At 48.8% G+C, this 17,475-nt stretch carries 19 protein-coding genes; 5 read left to right on the top strand and 14 right to left on the bottom strand.

What is annotated here, in order from left to right:
• The first annotated feature begins 9 nt into the window (after nucleotides 1-9).
• A complete protein-coding gene (locus Q1B04_RS15370; protein ID WP_299760350.1) occupies nucleotides 10-390 on the top strand; it encodes a PH domain-containing protein in 381 nt (126 codons plus the stop codon).
• A 123-nt stretch (nucleotides 391-513) separates the two neighbouring features.
• On the opposite strand, the gene rimO is transcribed toward Q1B04_RS15370, so the two are convergent.
• The 8 genes from rimO to Q1B04_RS15330 all read right to left on the bottom strand — a co-directional run bounded on the left by rimO (nucleotide 514) and on the right by Q1B04_RS15330 (nucleotide 5,631).
• On the bottom strand, nucleotides 514-1,827 hold the full coding sequence (gene rimO, locus Q1B04_RS15365) for a 30S ribosomal protein S12 methylthiotransferase RimO (protein WP_299760347.1): 1,314 nt from the start codon (nucleotides 1,825-1,827) through the stop codon (nucleotides 514-516).
• A gap of 285 nt (nucleotides 1,828-2,112) precedes the next feature.
• Nucleotides 2,113-2,403, bottom strand: a complete 291-nt coding sequence (locus tag Q1B04_RS15360) for a hypothetical protein (protein WP_299760345.1) — start codon at nucleotides 2,401-2,403, stop codon at nucleotides 2,113-2,115.
• A gap of 420 nt (nucleotides 2,404-2,823) precedes the next feature.
• Nucleotides 2,824-3,351 (bottom strand): carboxypeptidase regulatory-like domain-containing protein, encoded by a 528-nt coding sequence (locus Q1B04_RS15355; protein ID WP_299760343.1) that lies wholly within the window; start codon nucleotides 3,349-3,351, stop codon nucleotides 2,824-2,826.
• Between the two features lie 9 nt (nucleotides 3,352-3,360).
• Complete coding sequence (gene ftsY / locus Q1B04_RS15350; RefSeq protein WP_299760341.1) at nucleotides 3,361-4,320, bottom strand: signal recognition particle-docking protein FtsY; 960 nt, start codon at nucleotides 4,318-4,320, stop codon at nucleotides 3,361-3,363.
• 113 nt (nucleotides 4,321-4,433) lie between these two features.
• Complete coding sequence (locus Q1B04_RS15345) at nucleotides 4,434-4,589, bottom strand: DUF4295 domain-containing protein (RefSeq protein WP_119432107.1); 156 nt, start codon at nucleotides 4,587-4,589, stop codon at nucleotides 4,434-4,436.
• Nucleotides 4,590-4,591: 2 nt separating this feature from the next.
• Complete coding sequence (gene rpmG, locus Q1B04_RS15340; protein WP_299760334.1) at nucleotides 4,592-4,780, bottom strand: 50S ribosomal protein L33; 189 nt, start codon at nucleotides 4,778-4,780, stop codon at nucleotides 4,592-4,594.
• Between the two features lie 309 nt (nucleotides 4,781-5,089).
• Nucleotides 5,090-5,329 carry a 50S ribosomal protein L28 gene (gene rpmB, locus Q1B04_RS15335; protein WP_073851608.1) on the bottom strand — a complete coding sequence of 80 codons (240 nt, stop codon included), beginning with the start codon at nucleotides 5,327-5,329 and terminating at the stop codon, nucleotides 5,090-5,092.
• A gap of 134 nt (nucleotides 5,330-5,463) precedes the next feature.
• Nucleotides 5,464-5,631 (bottom strand): DUF5522 domain-containing protein, encoded by a 168-nt coding sequence (locus Q1B04_RS15330; protein WP_299760330.1) that lies wholly within the window; start codon nucleotides 5,629-5,631, stop codon nucleotides 5,464-5,466.
• 214 nt (nucleotides 5,632-5,845) lie between these two features.
• On the opposite strand from Q1B04_RS15330, the gene rocD reads away from it, so the two are divergent.
• The gene (gene rocD / locus Q1B04_RS15325; protein ID WP_299760328.1) at nucleotides 5,846-7,087 is read left to right on the top strand and encodes an ornithine--oxo-acid transaminase; all 1,242 of its coding nucleotides are present in this window, start codon (nucleotides 5,846-5,848) and stop codon (nucleotides 7,085-7,087) included.
• 345 nt (nucleotides 7,088-7,432) lie between these two features.
• Here the strand turns inward: rocD and Q1B04_RS15320 are convergent, their stop codons facing one another.
• Nucleotides 7,433-8,386 carry an asparagine synthetase A gene (locus Q1B04_RS15320; RefSeq protein WP_299760326.1) on the bottom strand — a complete coding sequence of 318 codons (954 nt, stop codon included), beginning with the start codon at nucleotides 8,384-8,386 and terminating at the stop codon, nucleotides 7,433-7,435.
• Nucleotides 8,387-8,553: 167 nt separating this feature from the next.
• On the opposite strand from Q1B04_RS15320, the gene Q1B04_RS15315 reads away from it, so the two are divergent.
• Nucleotides 8,554-9,012 (top strand): Lrp/AsnC ligand binding domain-containing protein, encoded by a 459-nt coding sequence (locus tag Q1B04_RS15315; protein ID WP_299760324.1) that lies wholly within the window; start codon nucleotides 8,554-8,556, stop codon nucleotides 9,010-9,012.
• A gap of 282 nt (nucleotides 9,013-9,294) precedes the next feature.
• Here Q1B04_RS15315 and Q1B04_RS15310 read toward each other — a convergent pair whose 3' ends face one another.
• The 3 genes from Q1B04_RS15310 to Q1B04_RS15300 all read right to left on the bottom strand — a co-directional run bounded on the left by Q1B04_RS15310 (nucleotide 9,295) and on the right by Q1B04_RS15300 (nucleotide 14,073).
• Nucleotides 9,295-10,551 carry an aminotransferase class I/II-fold pyridoxal phosphate-dependent enzyme gene (locus tag Q1B04_RS15310; protein ID WP_299760322.1) on the bottom strand — a complete coding sequence of 419 codons (1,257 nt, stop codon included), beginning with the start codon at nucleotides 10,549-10,551 and terminating at the stop codon, nucleotides 9,295-9,297.
• Nucleotides 10,552-10,697: 146 nt separating this feature from the next.
• The gene (locus Q1B04_RS15305) at nucleotides 10,698-13,085 is read right to left on the bottom strand and encodes a DUF5686 and carboxypeptidase-like regulatory domain-containing protein (RefSeq protein ID WP_299760320.1); all 2,388 of its coding nucleotides are present in this window, start codon (nucleotides 13,083-13,085) and stop codon (nucleotides 10,698-10,700) included.
• A 97-nt stretch (nucleotides 13,086-13,182) separates the two neighbouring features.
• Nucleotides 13,183-14,073 (bottom strand): phosphatase PAP2 family protein, encoded by an 891-nt coding sequence (locus Q1B04_RS15300; RefSeq protein WP_299760319.1) that lies wholly within the window; start codon nucleotides 14,071-14,073, stop codon nucleotides 13,183-13,185.
• A 220-nt stretch (nucleotides 14,074-14,293) separates the two neighbouring features.
• On the opposite strand from Q1B04_RS15300, the gene Q1B04_RS15295 reads away from it, so the two are divergent.
• Nucleotides 14,294-15,811, top strand: a complete 1,518-nt coding sequence (locus tag Q1B04_RS15295) for an NAD(P)H-hydrate dehydratase (protein WP_299760317.1) — start codon at nucleotides 14,294-14,296, stop codon at nucleotides 15,809-15,811.
• Here Q1B04_RS15295 and Q1B04_RS15290 read toward each other — a convergent pair.
• Nucleotides 15,792-16,694 (bottom strand): UbiA family prenyltransferase, encoded by a 903-nt coding sequence (locus Q1B04_RS15290; protein WP_299760315.1) that lies wholly within the window; start codon nucleotides 16,692-16,694, stop codon nucleotides 15,792-15,794. The genes Q1B04_RS15295 and Q1B04_RS15290 overlap by 20 nt on opposite strands.
• 5 nt (nucleotides 16,695-16,699) lie before the next feature.
• On the opposite strand from Q1B04_RS15290, the gene Q1B04_RS15285 reads away from it, so the two are divergent.
• Nucleotides 16,700-16,858: a hypothetical protein gene (locus Q1B04_RS15285; protein WP_299760313.1), complete on the top strand. Its 159-nt coding sequence runs from the start codon at nucleotides 16,700-16,702 to the stop codon at nucleotides 16,856-16,858.
• Here the strand turns inward: Q1B04_RS15285 and Q1B04_RS15280 are convergent, their stop codons facing one another.
• Nucleotides 16,859-17,440, bottom strand: a complete 582-nt coding sequence (locus Q1B04_RS15280; RefSeq protein WP_299760447.1) for an inorganic diphosphatase — start codon at nucleotides 17,438-17,440, stop codon at nucleotides 16,859-16,861.
• Nucleotides 17,441-17,475: the final 35 nt, after the last annotated feature.

The raw sequence follows: 17,475 nt of genomic DNA, 5'->3' as shown, positions 1-17,475 counted from the left end.
CAAACACATATGGGATTATTAAGCGGCATGATGGGACACGCATCAGAGGTGTCTATCGAGAAAATTACCAGGGAGTTTCAGCCTATACTTATAGATGACGAACGCATAGAGCGCGCCTATAAACTGATCCGGGATATGCTGGTATTTACCAACAAGCGCCTTATACTTGTTAACAAGCAAGGCCTTACCGGCTCTAAAATCGATTATCAAAGTATACCTTATGGCAGCATCAAGATGTTCTCGAAGGAGAGTGCCGGCATCGGCGATCTAGATGCGGAACTCAAGATTTGGCTGACAGGCGAGGTAGAACCCACCATTAAACAGGACTTCCGGAAAGGCGACAACATCAATGAGGCTTACCGTGTACTGAGCAAGTATGTTTTGAAGTGATATTTTAGACACTAGATGCTAGACTTTGAGTATGGAGAACTAGTTATATTTCCATTTAATGAGAACGGGTTTGGCATCTCTGCCAAACCCGTTCTTTGTAGTCTTATGTCTAACGTCTAGGATCTAGATAACCACTTCCCCATACAAATCGAAATCTGAGGCATCTGTGATCTTCACATTGGCAAAGTCGCCGAGTCGTACGTAGTTACCGTCGGCTGGCACCAGTACTTCGTTATCCACTTCCGGAGAGTCGTATTGCGTACGGCCAACAAAATAACCGCTCTCTTTGCGGTCGAACAGTACTTTGTATGTATTGCCAACTTTTTCTTCATTCATCTCTACAGAAATACCCTGCTGCAGCTCCATAATGGCATCGGCACGATCCTGCTTCACTTCTTCCGGCACATTATCTTCCAAAGTATAAGAATGCGTATTATCCTCGTGTGAGTATGTGAAAATACCTAAGCGGTCGAAGCGCGTTTCCTCTACCCAGTCATACAGCTCCTGAAAGTCCTGATCAGTTTCGCCGGGGTGGCCGGCAATAAGCGTGGTTCTTAGGGCGATGTCTGGCACGCGCTGACGGATTTGATCTACCAACTCAATAGTGCGGCGCTTGCTGATACCGCGGCGCATGGTTTTGAGCATGTTATCGGAGATGTGCTGCAGTGGCATATCCAGGTACTTGCAGATGTTGTCGCGCTCGCTCATCACATCAAACACCTCCATCGGAAACTGCGACGGGTAGGCATACTGCATGCGTATCCACTCGATGCCGTTTACATCAGACAGATTTCTCAACAAATCGGCCAGCTTACGCTCTCCGTAGTGCTGTAGTCCATAGTAAGTCAGATCCTGGGCGATAAGCACCAGTTCTTTGGTACCCATACTTGCCAGTCTCGATGCTTCTTTCACCAGATCCTCAATAGGGCGGTCAACGTGTTTGCCACGCATTAAAGGTATGGCGCAGAACGAGCAAGGGCGGTTACAGCCTTCAGCAATCTTAAAGTATGCGTAGTGAGAAGGAGTTGTCAGTAAACGTTCACCAATCAGCTCGTGCTTGTAGTCAGCCTCCAGTTTCTTGAGTAGTTGCGGCAGCTCCAGGGTGCCAAAGTATGCATCTACCTGCGGAATCTCTGCTTCTAGAGAATCTTTGTAGCGCTGCGAAAGGCAACCTGTTACGTATAGCTTGTCGATCTGGCCAGACTCCTTTGCCTCAGCGTAACGCAGAATAGTATCGATAGACTCCTGCTTGGCATTGTCTATAAAGCCACAAGTGTTCACAATGATGATGTTGGAATCATCCTGCTCAGACTCGTGCGCCACCTCAAACTCATTGGCACGCAGCTGCCCCATCAACACTTCAGAGTCAACCAGGTTTTTAGAGCAACCCAAGGTAACTACGTTTACTTTATCTTTTTTGAGTGATCTTACTTTCACTTACTTATCTATTTAATGAAATACGCTACAATCAGTAAAAACCTTTATCAGGCAACAATGGTTCGTTTTGCAAACTAGTCTGCAAAGGTACAATATGTTTGGTTAATATAGGACTGGCTGCAAAGTAAGTGCGTGAGGCTGCTTTTTATACTTTATTATCCTGCCTGTATGGAGGAATAGCCGCTGATTACCTGCTGCACAGAAGCACCAACTGAGCGTCTTTAAGATGATTTTCAGGCTGATTCATGCAACAACAGGCAATTTTTAATTTGGAGAAAGCCGTTACTACTCTACAAAAGCTAGTTGTTTAAACCACTGCAAGCCTTCGGCGCGGCTTTTTACCAACTTAACTGTAATGGGCAATTTATACTTGGCAACAAGCAATTTAATTACCTGGTACAGGTTATAATCCCAGAGATAATCAGACGACTCCAGAATGGCAATATTTTGAAGAGGAGTATTAGAAGTGCTTTGAATAATGAGATCAATAAGCTTTTCGGTAAGCACTCCACCAGCCGGAATGCCGGAATATATCATGAGGTCAGTGATCTGCTTTTCCTGGATGGCTACAAACAAGGATGTTATGGTTTGGAAAAACTCCGAGGACTCTACACCTAACTCATCAGACCACTATGCGCAAAGTATATTGTAAACATCATCATGCGCTAATTCCATTAAGCCATCCTTAGTTGTATGCATTAGGGGTATCCTTTTTAAATATAACCCAAAATATCAATTATTATTGATAACATTACATTAACTGATCAACAATGTTTTTTGATCTAACTTACCTTCATCAGTAAGTTCTTGAAATGCCTTTGTTAAAACTCTTAAATAAGGTATAAGAAATTTCAGAAGATAAAGGAAGCGCAGCTTTCTACCTATAGAATCTTGCTATGTCAACCTTAAATTTAGTTGATGCAGTTATAGCCTGGCAAGTATAAGTGAAATGAAGATTTATGGTGCTGAGGGAGGAGTCCGCTTAAGGAAGTCTTATTAATAAGCTGCTTGGTAATTAACTGCAATCTTGATGTCGGTTACCTGCTCCTGCTGCACCTCCACTGGATTAATATTCATCTCTCCATCAAAAATACTAGCAAATAGCCCTTTTTCTTCCTCCGTGAAAAGGCTGTAGATACCAGGCTCTAAGTTTACCGCAAAATGGCCATCGGCATCGGTAAGAACCTGAGCAATTAATGTAGTCTGGATGTTAGTGTGAAATACACCAGCTGTGGTTTTAGCTTGGTTGGCGTTGGTAAGCTGGTAGATATGTATCGTGCGCTGTACGCCTCTGCCTTTGCTAGGCGGAGCATCCGGTGAGGGCATCTGGTTGCCCGACACCCACAGCACCTGGCCGCTTATACCTTGCTCAATGGGAGTTTGCTGCTCCTGAGCCTTGGTTAATTTTGTTTGCTGCGGCAGCTCCTGGTTCTCCATCTGCTCTGGCTGGTTCTGATGGGTTTGATTAGCACCGTTGCACTGCGATAATAGCAGCGCAAGCGGCAACAACAGGAGCTTAACCATGGCTATTCTTTATTTGCGCGAGAAGAAGGAATCCACAAACTCGTGCTTGTCGAACAGCTGCAGGTCTTCTATTTTCTCGCCAACTCCGATATACTTCACCGGAATCTTAAACTCATCCGAAATACCAATCACCACGCCACCTTTGGCTGTACCATCCAGCTTTGTTATGGCAAGCGCTGTTACATCTGTGGCTTTCGTAAATTCACGGGCCTGCAGTAGCGCATTCTGGCCTGTGCTGCCATCTAATACCAGCAGCACCTCATGCGGTGTATCTGGCGTTATCTTCTGCATTACGCGCTTTATTTTAGCCAGCTCGTTCATCAGGCCAACCTTGTTGTGCAGTCGCCCAGCCGTATCAATTATCACCACATCGGCGTTCATCTCCACGCCTTTCTTCACGGCATCGTACGCCACAGAGGCAGGGTCGGTGTTCATGCCATGCGAAATTACCGGCACGCCCACACGCTCACCCCAAATGATCAGCTGATCTACGGCAGCGGCACGGAATGTATCGGCAGCACCAAGCACTACCTGTTTGCCCGCTTTATGGAATTGAGATGCCAGCTTACCGATAGTGGTTGTTTTGCCCACACCGTTCACACCCACCACCATTATCACGTAAGGCTTAATATCTTTCGGCAGCTCAAAATTGGCACCATCACCAGCGCGGTTCTCCTCCAGCAGTGCGGCAATCTCCTCGCGCAGAATGGTGTCCAGCTCGTCGGTGCTTACATACTTGTCGCGGGCCACACGTTTCTCGATGCGGTCAATGATTTTCACTGTTGTCTCCACCCCCACGTCAGCATGTACTAGAATCTCTTCCAACTCGTCAAGCACCTCCACGTCAACGGTGGATTTGCCCATAACGGCTTTGCTTAGCTGGCCGAAAAAGTTGCTCTTGGTTTTCTCGAGGCCTTTGTCCAGCGATTCTTTTTTCTTCTCTTTGCTGAAAAAGTCAAAAATTCCCATGCCGGTTTATGATGTAGGGTGAATGCTATCTCAGTGATACGGTAATATACTAAAAAAGTCCCAGTAAAGGGACTTCTTCATTTTATCTATCTATCGATGTAGAGTAGGCTGTATTATTTTTTAGCAAGGAACTCCTGTACTTTGTCAACAGGTACCATTTCCTCTTTAAAGCTGTAAGCACCAGTTTTTGGAGATCTCACAGCCTTAATTACTTTCGCCCAGTCTTTGCCTGTAGCGGTCTTTAGGGTTGCAACTACCTTCTTAGCCATGGTTATTTAATTTCTTTATGTAAAGTTACTTTTTTCAGCACAGAGTTATACTTCTTCAACTCAAGACGCTCTGGAGTATTCTTTCTGTTTTTGGTAGTGATGTACCTTGAAGTTCCAGGCATGCCAGTAGCTTTATGCTCTGTGCACTCCATAATAACCTGGATTCTATTACCTTTTGCTTTTTTAGCCATCTCGACAGTAATTTTTTATTTAGGACTGCAAATATAAAAGCTTAAATCTCTAATTACAAACAATGTATAAATTTTCTTGTAAAACCACCTCCGGGTGCTTCACAACATTTACACTTGCCATGTTGGGCCGCCTTCTCTAGCCGAAGGAAACGGCAAAGCTTAAAAAAACGGCAACGGAGCGAAAGCATCTACAGCTTCTCTCCGTTGCCGATGTTTTATCTTAAAGTACCAGATGGCGATTTCCGGTTATTACCTGCTTGCCTTTACGCCTTAAGCCCGGCAGCCTGTATACCCGAAAGTATGCCTATACTAGTACAGGATGTAGCCTTGCTCTACTGCTTTTTTCAACACCGCAGTGATACCATTCTTGTTGATGGTTCTCAGTGCAGAAGTAGAAACTTTCAGCGTTACCCAAGCATCCTCCTCAGGGATGTAGAAGCGCTTCTTCTGTAGGTTTGGATAAAATTTACGTTTCGTCTTGTTATTAGCGTGAGAAACGTTGTTACCTACCTGTGGTCTTTTACCTGTTAAGTCGCAAACTCGTGCCATCTTGTATTCTTTTCTGGTTTATTTCAATAGGGGTGCAAATATCTATAAAAAGATACAGAATATCAAACCTGTACCTAAAATTTTCATGTGGCTGTATAGCGTTTGCCTCATAAACCCGCGCCAGGTAACAAGTTTTATACTTTGCGCTGCTTTGCCGCCACCTCTTTATCAAACCCGTAGGGGCAGTGTTTACAGGCATTTTTGCAGCAATACCCGCGTTTCAGCAGGTATTTTGCCGTCAGCACCATCAGCCCCTGCTGGTTAAAATAAAAATCCTCGCCTTCTGTTAACTTCTGCGCCACGGTTATACTTATTTTTCACACAAAGTACGGCATTATTAAGTTTTGCGCCAAAACCTGCACATTGCCTGCACGGCGTACAGCCGTTTTGACCTAAAGCAGAAGCAGGTTTTGATGTGGGCCTGAAATGTGTAAATTTGACAACATTAAACACTATATTCTGTAATAATGATTGGCAGTAACATTGCCGTTCTTAGGAATCTGATAATTAAAAACTATGAGCACTCAAACCATTACCTCCAGCCAACAAGCTATTGACATCGAGCACAAGTATGGTGCCCACAATTACCACCCGCTACCTGTGGTACTAAGCCGTGGCGAAGGGGTACACCTTTGGGATGTGGAAGGCAAGCATTATTTTGACTTCCTGTCTGCTTACAGCGCTGTAAACCAAGGGCACTGCCACCCTAAAATTGTTGGCGCCCTTACACAGCAGGCGCAGCAGCTAACGCTAACATCCCGCGCTTTTTACAACGACAAACTGGGGCCTGCAGAGCAATACATCTGCGAGTACTTTAAGTATGACAAAGCCCTTTACATGAACTCCGGTGCCGAGGCCGTGGAGACAGCCATTAAACTGGCGCGTAAGTGGGGCTATATGAAAAAGGGCATTGCGCCGCATAAAGCCGAAATAATTGTGGTGGAGCATAACTTCCACGGCCGTACCACCGGCATCATCTCCTTCTCCACAGACCCGGACTCTACCAAAGGCTTCGGCCCGTACATGCCGGGCTATAAGGTGATCCCTTACAATGATGTGGAGGCGCTGGAGCGTGCGCTGAAGGAGAACCCGAACGTATGCGGATTTATGGTGGAGCCAATTCAGGGCGAGGCTGGCGTAGTTGTTCCGGATGAAGGTTATCTGGCCAAAGCCCACGCGCTGTGCAAAGAGTACGATGTGCTGCTGATGGCCGACGAGATACAAACCGGCATTGGCCGTACAGGCAAGCTGCTGGCAAGCTATTACGATGATGTGAAGGCTGATATACTTATACTTGGCAAAGCGCTTTCCGGGGGTGTGCTGCCGGTTTCCTGCGTTTTGGCTAACGATGAGATCATGCTGTGCATCCAGCCAGGCGAGCACGGCTCTACGTTTGGAGGCAACCCGCTGGCCGCCATGGTAGCTATTGCCGCTTTGGAGGTAATAAAAGACGAGAACCTGACGGAGAACGCCAACAGGTTAGGCGAACTGTTCCGGGAGCGTATGCAGCGCCTTATCGAGAAGCGCCCTGAACTGGTAACGCTTGTGCGCGGCAGAGGCTTGCTTAACGCCATCATTGTTAACCCTACTGCAGATGGCCGCACCGCCTGGGATGTATGCGTGGAGCTGAAGGATAAGGGCTTGCTAGCCAAACCTACTCACGGCGATATTATCCGTTTTGCGCCGCCGCTGGTAATGACAGAGGAGCAACTGCACGAGTGCTGCGACATTATTGAGGAAGTGATCATGAACTTCTAAAGTATAAACTATAGCAAGTATGGAAGGCAGAGGCTACGGCTTCTGCCTTTTTTATTTCTGGCTTATGATACTTTAGGTTCGATAAACTCGTGCTGCTGCAGGGTTTAACAACGGCAAAGTATAGTTTTGCAGCTAAAGTACAAACTGCCTCTTGCGTAAGGATGGACACATGAAATTACTCATACCATTAGGCAAGAAAAAAGGCCTGCAGCATTTCAGCGGCAGGCCTTCACATCATCTTAAACCATTCATTTATCTTATAATTCGCAGGATTACCCGCATTATCACTATTGTTATCCATACCTTTTTAGTCATTTAACATACTTTAAGTGTTTTGCATGTACACTAGAAAACAGCTTTAGTGAAAGGCTTGCGGGAGAAAACAGTCACCTCATCCACATCCTTTAGTCGGCATATAAAACGGGTCATGCGCTCTACCCCAAAGCCGCCGCCTGCAGTTTTTGGAATGCCGCCATCTTTGGCTACCTCTAAATAATGCGCAAAAGCCTCTTCGCTTGTGCCTACCTCGGCCATACGCTTACGGATCTGGTGATACTCGTGCTCCCGCTCCGCCCCGGATAATCCTTCGCCAAAACCTTCTGGCCATATTACATCATAGTTCAGGTACGTGCCCGGCTTTTTCGTATCTTCTTTGTCGTAGAACTCGCGTTTGTGGTTCAGCAGCCAGAACGGCTCTGTTGCCTCCTTTGATTTAATATGCTCATAATCCGGGCCGAGCGCGGCTTCCAACTTTTCGGTGCGGCATACTTCCCACTTCTCGTACTGCGGCAGCAGCTCTCCGCGCATCTCCAGTATAATTTCCGGTATTTCCTCGTTTAGGCGGCGGAACACAAAGTTTACCAGCTCCTCCATAAACTCCATCACAAAAAAGCGGTCCTTGTCCTTAAATTCAAAGTCGATCTGCGTAAACTCAAACAGGTGGCGGCCAGTCTCGGCGCGGTCAGAGAACTCCAGGCGCACGTTAGGCGATACAATATAGAGGCTGTCCAGTGCCGGGTTCATCAGGGCCAGCTGCTTATGGAAGATCATGGATTTTGTCAGGCTCCAGCTCTGCTCAGCATAACTAATAGTGGCATCCACTACGCCGTGGTTTAGCGGGTCCGTAATCGGCGACAGCATAAGCGGCATAAGCTGCGTCAGACCTTTGCGGAACATAAAATCATGGGTGGCACGCACAATGCCCTGTTGCACTTTCAGGATCTTGGGCAACGATGCTCGCTTCAGGTGACTTACGGTAGCATCTAGCACCGTCGGTTTCATTAATGTTACTTGCTCCATCTTTTTTTTGAAAATTTGTTAAGTATTTGAGTATTCATACATCACAAATGTAAAAACTGTTATCATTAATTGTAAATTTTTTAAATATTATTTTTCTTATTTAGTAATTTATCAATCTGAAACCCTTATCTTTGAAACAATGTTAAAAGCAGCAATTACTAGAGCCTATGAATTATGAAATTGATAAACTGGATAAGCAGATTTTGAGCCTGTTGATGCAGGATGTCACCAGAGCCTACACCGATATTGCCAAAGAACTGAATGTTTCGGGCGGCACCATACATGTGCGGATGAAGAAACTGACGGAGATGGGCATAGTGAAAGGAGCGCAACTGCTGGTTAACCCGTCGGCAGTGGGCTTTGATATCTGCGCTTTTATCGGTGTTTTTCTGGAGAAGGGTTCTGAGTATAAGGAAACCGTGGAGAAAATGCGGGATATACCTGAGATTGTAGAGCTTCATTACACCACCGGCGCTTACAGCATGTTTGCTAAAATTATTTGCCGCGACACCAACCACCTGCGCGAGGTGCTGAACGAGAAACTGCAATCTATTGAGGGCGTGCAGCGCACTGAAACACTTATCTCGCTGGAAGAAAGTATAAACCGGCAGATTAAGATTGAGTAGGCACAAAAAAATAGAGACGCCGGTTAGTGCGTCTCTACAGAAGTATAAAGTGTATTCCAAAAACGATTGCGTTGCCTGTTCAAAGGCTACGATTAGGGCATTTGCTCAATAACCAGTAAACCTACCACGAGTTTTCAACTCGTAGTTTTCCATGGCGGCAAGCTTTCAGCTTACGTTAATTGCCGGGTGTATACATCCGCAAGCTGAAAGCCTGGCCCATTCAAAAGCCACAAGAGGAAATTTTGCGGCAGGAACAGCATGTAGCTTAATGGCGGGGAGTTGCTACTTCAGCTTCTGCAGCGCCTCACGCAGCCTTCCCAGCGATGCTTTAATCTCGTCCAAAGACGCGCCTCCTACCGAAAGCCTGAACCAGTTTAAATCTTTCCCAGAACCGAAAGCGGAGAAAGGCACCACCGCCAGCTTTGCCTCGTGCAGCACGTAAAATGTTATATCTTGGCTTGTCTCCAGCACTTTGCCGTCTGGCGAGGTTTTGCCGGCCAAATCCAGCTTGGCTGACAGGTAAATGGCACCCATCGGCTCAATGGCATCCACAGCGAATCCCTCAGACTTCAGCTCCTGGAAACCATTGTACAGCACGTTCAGGCTTTCCTGCACCTTCGGCTTAAACTCGTTCATAAAGCTGTCCACCTCTTCCGGCTGCTCTAGAAATCCAGACATCGCTACCTGCTCTGCCTTTGGTGCCCAGGCGCCCACGTGCCCAAGTATGGATTTCATCTTGTCTATCACCACAGTCGGGCCGAAAGCATAACCCACACGCACACCTGTGGCGGCGAAGCATTTTGAAGTACCGTCTATATAAACAGTGTAATCGCGCATTTCCGGGCGCAGGCTTACTGGGTCGAAGTGCTCAGCGTTTCCAAAGGTCAGCATCCAATAAATCTGGTCGTAGAGCATGTACAGCGGCTTTTCACCTTCTTTGCGGTTGCGGTTCTCCTCCAGTACCAGGTCGCAGATTTCTTCCAGGTCTTTTTTAGAGAACATGGTGCCGGTTGGGTTCAGCGGTGAGCACAGCGCCAGCATGGTTGCTCCTTTCAGGTATGGCTTCACATCTTCGGCGGTTGGCATAAAGTTGTTCTCCGGCCGCGTCTTCACCTCTACCGGCGTAGCGCCAGACAGGTGGCAGTAGTGGTTGTTGTTCCAGGACGGCGTTGGATAAACTACCTTATCGCCTGGGTCTACTAAAGCCAGGTAAGTGGCATAGATAAGCGGGCGGGAGCCACCAGCCACCAGTATGTCGTTTTCGGGATAAGTAAGGCCAAGGCGCTCTTGTGTAAACGCTACAACCGCTTTCCGCAGCACAGCCACGCCGTTGGCAGGCGGGTAGTTGGTATGCCCCTGCTCGTAAGCTTTGGTGATGCCCTTGCGCAGCTCCTCTGGAATAGGGTAAATGCTGGGGTTAAAGTCACCGATGGTAAGGTTGCAGATTGGCTCTCCCTTGGCTATCATCGCATTTACCTCGCCGGCCACCCGAATAATTTCGGAGCCGATCAGGTTCTGCGCCATTTTAGAAACTGTCATGTTATTTAATTACTGAGTATAAGAAGGTTCTGTAAAGTTATGGATTTCCGGCTAACGAAGTATAGCAGCGGCTCGGTAAAAATTTTTTTGAAAAAATCTATCTTTTATACTTGATAATCTGCTTGGCGACAAGACGAATTTATACTTTAAAAAAGTAAAGTGGCTGTGAGTTTAATACGCAGGTTATCGCTTGAGTTATCCAGCTTGTAAGGGCCGTAGCGGTAAAAAGCACCTACTCCCACTCCACTAAACGGCGAGCTGATAATGTTGTTAAGCATCAACCCGGACTCATAAAAGCCTTTGCGCATACTGCTAATGCTCTGCTCCTGCACCTCCGGAAGCGGCTCCTCCAGGCTGCCGATGCCAACATTGGTTACGGCCACTAAATCCGGGGCAAAGAAGCGGGTGTTAAGCAGGCGCTTCCCGAAGTTTTGCGAGAAGAACAGAGCGGCGTACTTATCCGAGAAGAACTCGAAAGGATACATTGTCTCAAAACCCTCCCCTGTATATAACTTATAGTCTTGATTGTTGCTGCCGTAGCCGTTGTACCGCGTAACGAGCGGGGCCTTCCCGTCAACCCACCCTCCGGCAAGTATAAAGCTGCTCTCGCCAAATGTGCGGTGCCGCAGCAAAGTCTGTAGCCGAATATCATACTTGTTATAGCTATAGTCGCCGTTCAGAACGCCATCAAGGCCGCGCGTGTACTGCAGCCACAGCACAGGCTGCTCCTCATCAGACATAGACACTAAGCGGTTGAACTGCTGCATATACTTCTCACCGGGGGCATAGCGCAGGCTCAGCACGGCCTCTGTCAAGTTAAGTTCGGGCAACGGCTGCCCCTCCTGCTGCAGCAAAGTTGGCCGCCGCTCTTCCTTCCGTAGTTGGGCATTTGCCTGCAGGTACCGAAGCACGCGGCTCTGCAGGGCTATACTTTGATGGGTAGTATAATCCATGTACGGCAACAGCGCACGCCGCAGGTTTCCTAACAAACCGCTGCCCTCCGTAAAAGGCAACCGACGGCCTCCGGTTTCTAAAATATCCTCAAAATAAACAGCCTTTAGCTGCAGCTCTAGCGGCTTGTAAAGTATAACCGACGCATCGGCTCCGTATTTCGCCTCCTCATCTCTAAAGCCATAGCCCCAGTAGCCGCCTACTTTAAACCGCTCTGAAAACCGATCGTTTGTATGAGCACCCAACCCAAGCCGCAGCCCTTCAAACTGGCTGAGGCGAAGCAGGCGTTTCAGGTCCAGACTTACCGAGCCGATCGGCAGCTCCTTGCTCACCAGGTACTCCATCACCCTGACGGTACGGTCTAATTTCTGGGCGCGCCCTACGCTGTCGAGGCGCTCGTAAGTGCGCTGCTCCAGCTGCGTGAGCGAATCAGGGCGGTAATTTTGGAAGAAGCTGTCAGGTTGGCGGTGGGCGTCAGGCTGCTGCTTTAGGGCTACTACGCCAAACTCGGAGCGGCGCAGGTTTGGGTTCAGGTTAATATTGGTAATGTAGGTGCGCATGCGGGCGTAAGGCTGATGCCCGCTCAGGTTTAGCTGCGGAATGGTTAGCTCCACATCCAGCTCCGCCGGAAACCACTGTTGCTGCGGCCCCACCCGCTCGTACTGCTGCTGCAGCCTGATATTACGCTTATCGTCATCGCCTGCCGAGCCAGCCAGCACGTGCTGCACCGCCCAACCGCTGCTGTTAATATACAGCAACCCTTCCAGCCCCTCAAAGTTTTTGCCCTCTTCAGGTTTAAAGGAGATAACGTAGATGCTGTCCTGCCCCTGCGCCACAGTCTCCTGCAGCACAAAATCATACTTGCGGGTGCTGCCCGGGCTGATAGGGCTCAGATAATACTTCCCGAAAAACACCGGCAGGTCGTCGTATACCGAAAAATCCCGGGCCTCGGCGGCTACCACACCAAAACTCGGCTGCTGCAACCCCGACACACGCGTGGCAAGTATGGTTTCTTTTGTAAGGTTAGGCTGCAGAAAAGCATAATCTGTAACACTCTCAAGCAGGAAGAGGTGCTGGTTGCCCAGCAGGTTGCGCATCTTCAGGTAAGCGGAGTCGCGTTTAGAGAGCTCCAGGGTATCGCGCAGCTCCTGCTCCCCTACATCGGTGGCGGTAAGTATAAACTTATTGTAAGTGCGGTAAGAGTAGCTATTCAGGTTGTGCAGGCGGTGCCGTTCGCGGTTCTGTGTGGCCAGCCTGATGATGCGGTGCGCCGGATTCTCGCCTGTGCCTAACACCACTACCTCCTGCAGCTGGGCCGCCGTAGGCTGCAGCTGCACATTTATACTTGCTGCGGAATCTGTATAAACTACGCGCGGCAAGTAGCCTACATAGCTGAAGCGCAGGCTCCGGATAGGCTGCTGGTGGCGCAGCTTAAACTCTCCTTCCAGGTTGGTGGTGGTGCCGGTTTCGCCCTCGTTGGCAACTACACTTACAAAGGGCAGCCTTTCGCCAGTAGCGGCATCTCGTACTACACCCTGCACCTGCTGCAGCTGCGCCAGGGCGGCCAGTGAGTGCAGGCACAAGTATAAAAGTAAGAGAGGGCGGAGGTACGGCATCCTGTAAATATAAAAATAAAAGGCGCTACTCCCGCAGCGCCTTTTAATCTTCTTAAAGTATAGTTTAAAACGTTACACTAAGGCCAACTCCCGGACTTCCATTAGGAAGCAGCGTAGGCACCACCATGGTGTTTAAGCCCTTATCCTTGGCAAATTTATCGTGCAGCCAGTAAACAGTGTTCACAGAAAGTATACCCACGCCCGCACCAGCCAGCACATCAGCCATCCAGTGCTCATTGTTTAGCACCCGCATCGCTCCGGTTGCGCTGGCAATAGCATAGCTGCCTACGCTTACCCAGGGGCTCTTGTGCCGAAACTCCTTATCTACTAAAGTAGCAATGGTAAAGGCATAGGCTGTGTGCCCCGATGGAAAAGCATGCCGGTCTGTATTTGGCCGGTCTACGTTAGTCAGTTTTTTGGTGGGCCACACTAGCGCTGAGGTAAGTGCGCCTGAGGCTAAGAGCAGGCCTGTTTGGCGGCCTATCTCGTGGCGGTTTTGTGATGAAAACGCGTTGAAACCGTACAGATAGGCCACCGGCAGAAAGAACAGGTAATCGTCTACTTTCGTGCTGAACTCCGGAGCATGCCTGTCGCGGGCGTCGCGGGCATCAAAGCTGCTGAAAAGGCCGTTGCCTTGTATCGTATACACTCCCATGCCAATTAGGGCGGCGGCTGGTATTACAGCACGCTTCAGGTAGCGTTTGTTTTCCCCTTCACGCAGCTGCGCCTCAGTAAAGGGGTTCTTTTGCCCCGGATAGATTGTATCGCCTTCTGCTGTGATAACAGATTTATCCAATAAGTTAACGCTTGCCCCACCAAGGCTATCTACGGAAACAGGAGCGGGTGTAACCTCACCGGCAATTATATCCGGTTGCTGCTGCGCTTGCGCCAGTACAGGGTTTGCCAGTACCAGCAGGCCCAGCAGAAAAGCTGTTAGTTGGTTCTTCAATTTCAAATAAATATTAGGTTTAAGGTTAAGCAGTAGCTAATAAACTGTGTTTTAGCATTTTTTGTGCCACAGCTGCCCCTGTTTCTGCTACATTTTTTCTGGAGTGGAAATCAAAGCATACCATGTCTGCACTACCAGGCATTTGCGGCGCCCGCTCCTGACACAGGTCTGTAACCGAACCTCCGGAACACAGTATATTTAGGCAAACCTACTATACCTGCTCCACATGAAAATACTTACTGCCGCACAAACACGCGAAGCCGATGCTTACACTATCCAGGAAGAAGGCATTTCCTCCCCTGACTTGATGGAGCGCGCAGCAAAGGCTTTTACCGGTTGGTTTGAGAACAAGTTTCAGCCCAGCCAAGAGGTGCATATCTTCTGTGGGCCTGGTAACAACGGAGGCGATGGGTTGGCAGTGGCGCGGCTGCTCCACGAGCGTAAGTATAAAGTACAGCCCTACCTGGTGGGCAATATTTCTAAAGCCTCCGGCGATTTTAAGCTGAACCTGATGCGCCTGCCGCAGGAGCTCCAGCCAACTCATGTGGAGCAGGAAGAGGCTATACCTGTCTTGCACAGCAAGGCCTGCATAATTGATGCACTTTTCGGCACCGGCCTCAACCGCCCCGTCACGGGCTTGTATGCAATGGTAATACAGCAACTGAACAGCTGCGGAGGGACTATAACCGCTATAGATATTCCCTCAGGCCTTTACTCCGACAGCCAAACACCCGACGAAGGGGCCATTATCAAAGCAGATCATACCATCAGCTTTGAGCTTCCGAAACTCGCTTTTCTGCTGCCGCAGCATGAGCAGTATGTAGGTGACTGGCACGTGGTGCCGATTGGCTTGAGCCAAAAGTTTATATCGGAGGTGGAGGTTGATTTATACTGCACGAAGCAGGATGATGTGCAACAGCTGATAAAACCTCGCAAAAAGTTTTCGCATAAAGGGCTTTACGGCCATGCATTGCTGCTCTGCGGCGGTTATGGAAAAATGGGTGCCGCCGTACTGGCTGCTCGTGCCTGCCTGCGCAGCGGCGTCGGTCTCCTGACGGTGCAAGTGCCACAGGCTGGCTACCTCATACTTCAAACTGCTGTGCCCGAAGCAATGGCGCTTACCGACAGAAACCGAAAACACCTTTCGGAGCTGCCTCACGATATAAATAAATTTGATGTAATCGGAGTAGGCCCAGGAATAGGCACAGAGCGTACTTCCAAAACCGCCATAGGGCAACTGCTGGCTACCACATCACAGCCTATTGTAATTGATGCGGACGCTATCAACCTCATAGCCGCAAGCGAGAAGCTGAAAGCACAGTTGTTTCAGAAGCAGCTTATTTTTACGCCGCACCCTAAGGAGTTTGAGCGGCTGGTGGGTAAAGTAAAGAATGATTATGACCGCCTGCAGCACCTGAGGGAGTTCTGTGTGGAGTATGGCTGCTACGTAGCGCTGAAGGGCAGCCACACCGCCATCGGTACCCCGGAGGGCAAAGTATATTTTAACACCACCGGGAATGCAGGCCTCGCTACAGGCGGCACCGGCGATGTGCTGACAGGTATCATTACCGCGCTAGTGGGGCAGCAGTACTCGTTGGAGGAGTCTTGCCGCTTAGGGGTATACGTGCATGGGCTGGCCGCCGATCTGGCTTTGCAATCTGTTGGCGCTATCGCCATGACGGCATCCGATGTGATAGACTACCTCCCGAAGGCTTTCCTGCACCTCAGCCAGCCACTGCAGTAGCCAGCATCACCATACCTGCGTGCAGCAGCATGGCTCCGTCGGCTAGAACAGCAAAGTATAGGCGCGGGCGTTTGGCTGAAGAACGCCATACTATAACAGCCGCTCCTACAGCGCTTGCCATTAGGACCCAAAGTATACCGCCGCTCTCACCGCTGCCCAACAGCACCAGCATATAAAGCAGCAGCAGCCCCATTGAAAGTAGCTTTGTGTTACGCACGCCTATCCAGCCGGGAAAAGTAAGGGTGTTCGTACCTCGGTCATAGCTGTAGTCCCGTATGTCGAAAAGCAGGGCCAGGGCAAAAATAAACAGGAAGCGGCGCAGGAAAAGCCATAGTGCCTCCGGCTGCCATACTTCTGCACCTGCGTCTAGTAATGGAAGAACCGCCGTTACCATAGCCCAAACATAAGCTACCAGAAACACCTTGAGCAACGGCACGCTGCGGAGAGGCTTTACCCGCTTATTCTTGTACAGCACAGGCACCGTATACCCTACCGAGATAACAGCCAGATGCAGCAGAAACCAAACGTTTATTTGTAGCCTGAGCCAAAAGTAAACTATACTTGCCACACCTATACTTAGCAGCCCCAATACGGCTAGTTCTATTTTGTACCGCTGGTTCCAGACAGGGTCTTTGCGATTTATACTCTGGTGCGGCCTGCGCAGCACGCTTTGTATGCTGCTTAGGTTGTAAGTAAACAGTGTGGCAAAAAAAATGAAAATAGCCATTCCCCAAGATATGGGCAAACGCGCCAGCAGGAAGGTTTCTATAGTAAGCGAAAAGCCGCAGATGGAGATAAAAAAATGGCTATACAGCAGCCCTTCCAGCAGCTTGTTTAAAACTGGTGGTAGTATGCTTTGGCCAGTATGTGTGTTTACCCCCATCTTATATGCAAGTACGCAACAAATTCATCTCAAATCAAACCACCTCTGTGTTGGCCTTTGTTAATTGGTTTTGTTTTAGGCAGGCACAGGTTTGGGTTTCTATAAAAGAAAAAAGCCCGGCACAGGATACTCCTATGCCAGGCTTTACAGGAAAAGTAATGTAATTAGAGCGTTTGCTCTTTTTTAGTTGGCTCACCAAAAGTGGTGTTGTAAAGCTCTATGCTGTCCTGGATGATCTTGTACGCATGCTCACGACCAAGGAACTGCTCCACAATTACTTCTTTGTGCTCCAGTTTCTTGTAGTCTTCGAAGAAGCGGCGCATCTCCAGCAGCGTATGCGGCGGCAGCTCCGAAATATCATTGATGTGGCGCACCGACATGTCGTTATAAGCCACAGCGATGATTTTATCATCCTCCTCGTTGTTGTCGATCATCTGCATCACACCGATCACCTTTGCATCGATCAGGCACATCGGCTGTACGTCTATCGAGCAGATTACCAGTATATCAAGCGGGTCTTTGTCGTCGCAGTAAGTCTGTGGGATAAAGCCATAGTTGGCAGGGTAGTTAACCGATGAGAAAAGTACGCGGTCCAGCTTCAGCATGCCGCTATCCTTGTCCAACTCATACTTTGCCTTCGATCCCTTCGGAATCTCAATGATAGCTGTTACTACTTCTGGTGACGCATCGCCGTAGCTCACGCTATGCCATGGATTGTTCTTGTCCTCCAAATTCTCCATATTCATCATTCTTTTAAACGCGCCGTCAATCATTGCTCTTC

The sequence above is a fragment of the uncultured Pontibacter sp. genome (genome assembly GCF_947495565.1).
Taxonomy (GTDB): Bacteria; Bacteroidota; Bacteroidia; order Cytophagales; family Hymenobacteraceae; genus Pontibacter.
The sequence above is the reverse complement of the archived record's forward strand: the minus strand, read 5'-3'. Positions and strand labels throughout refer to the sequence as shown.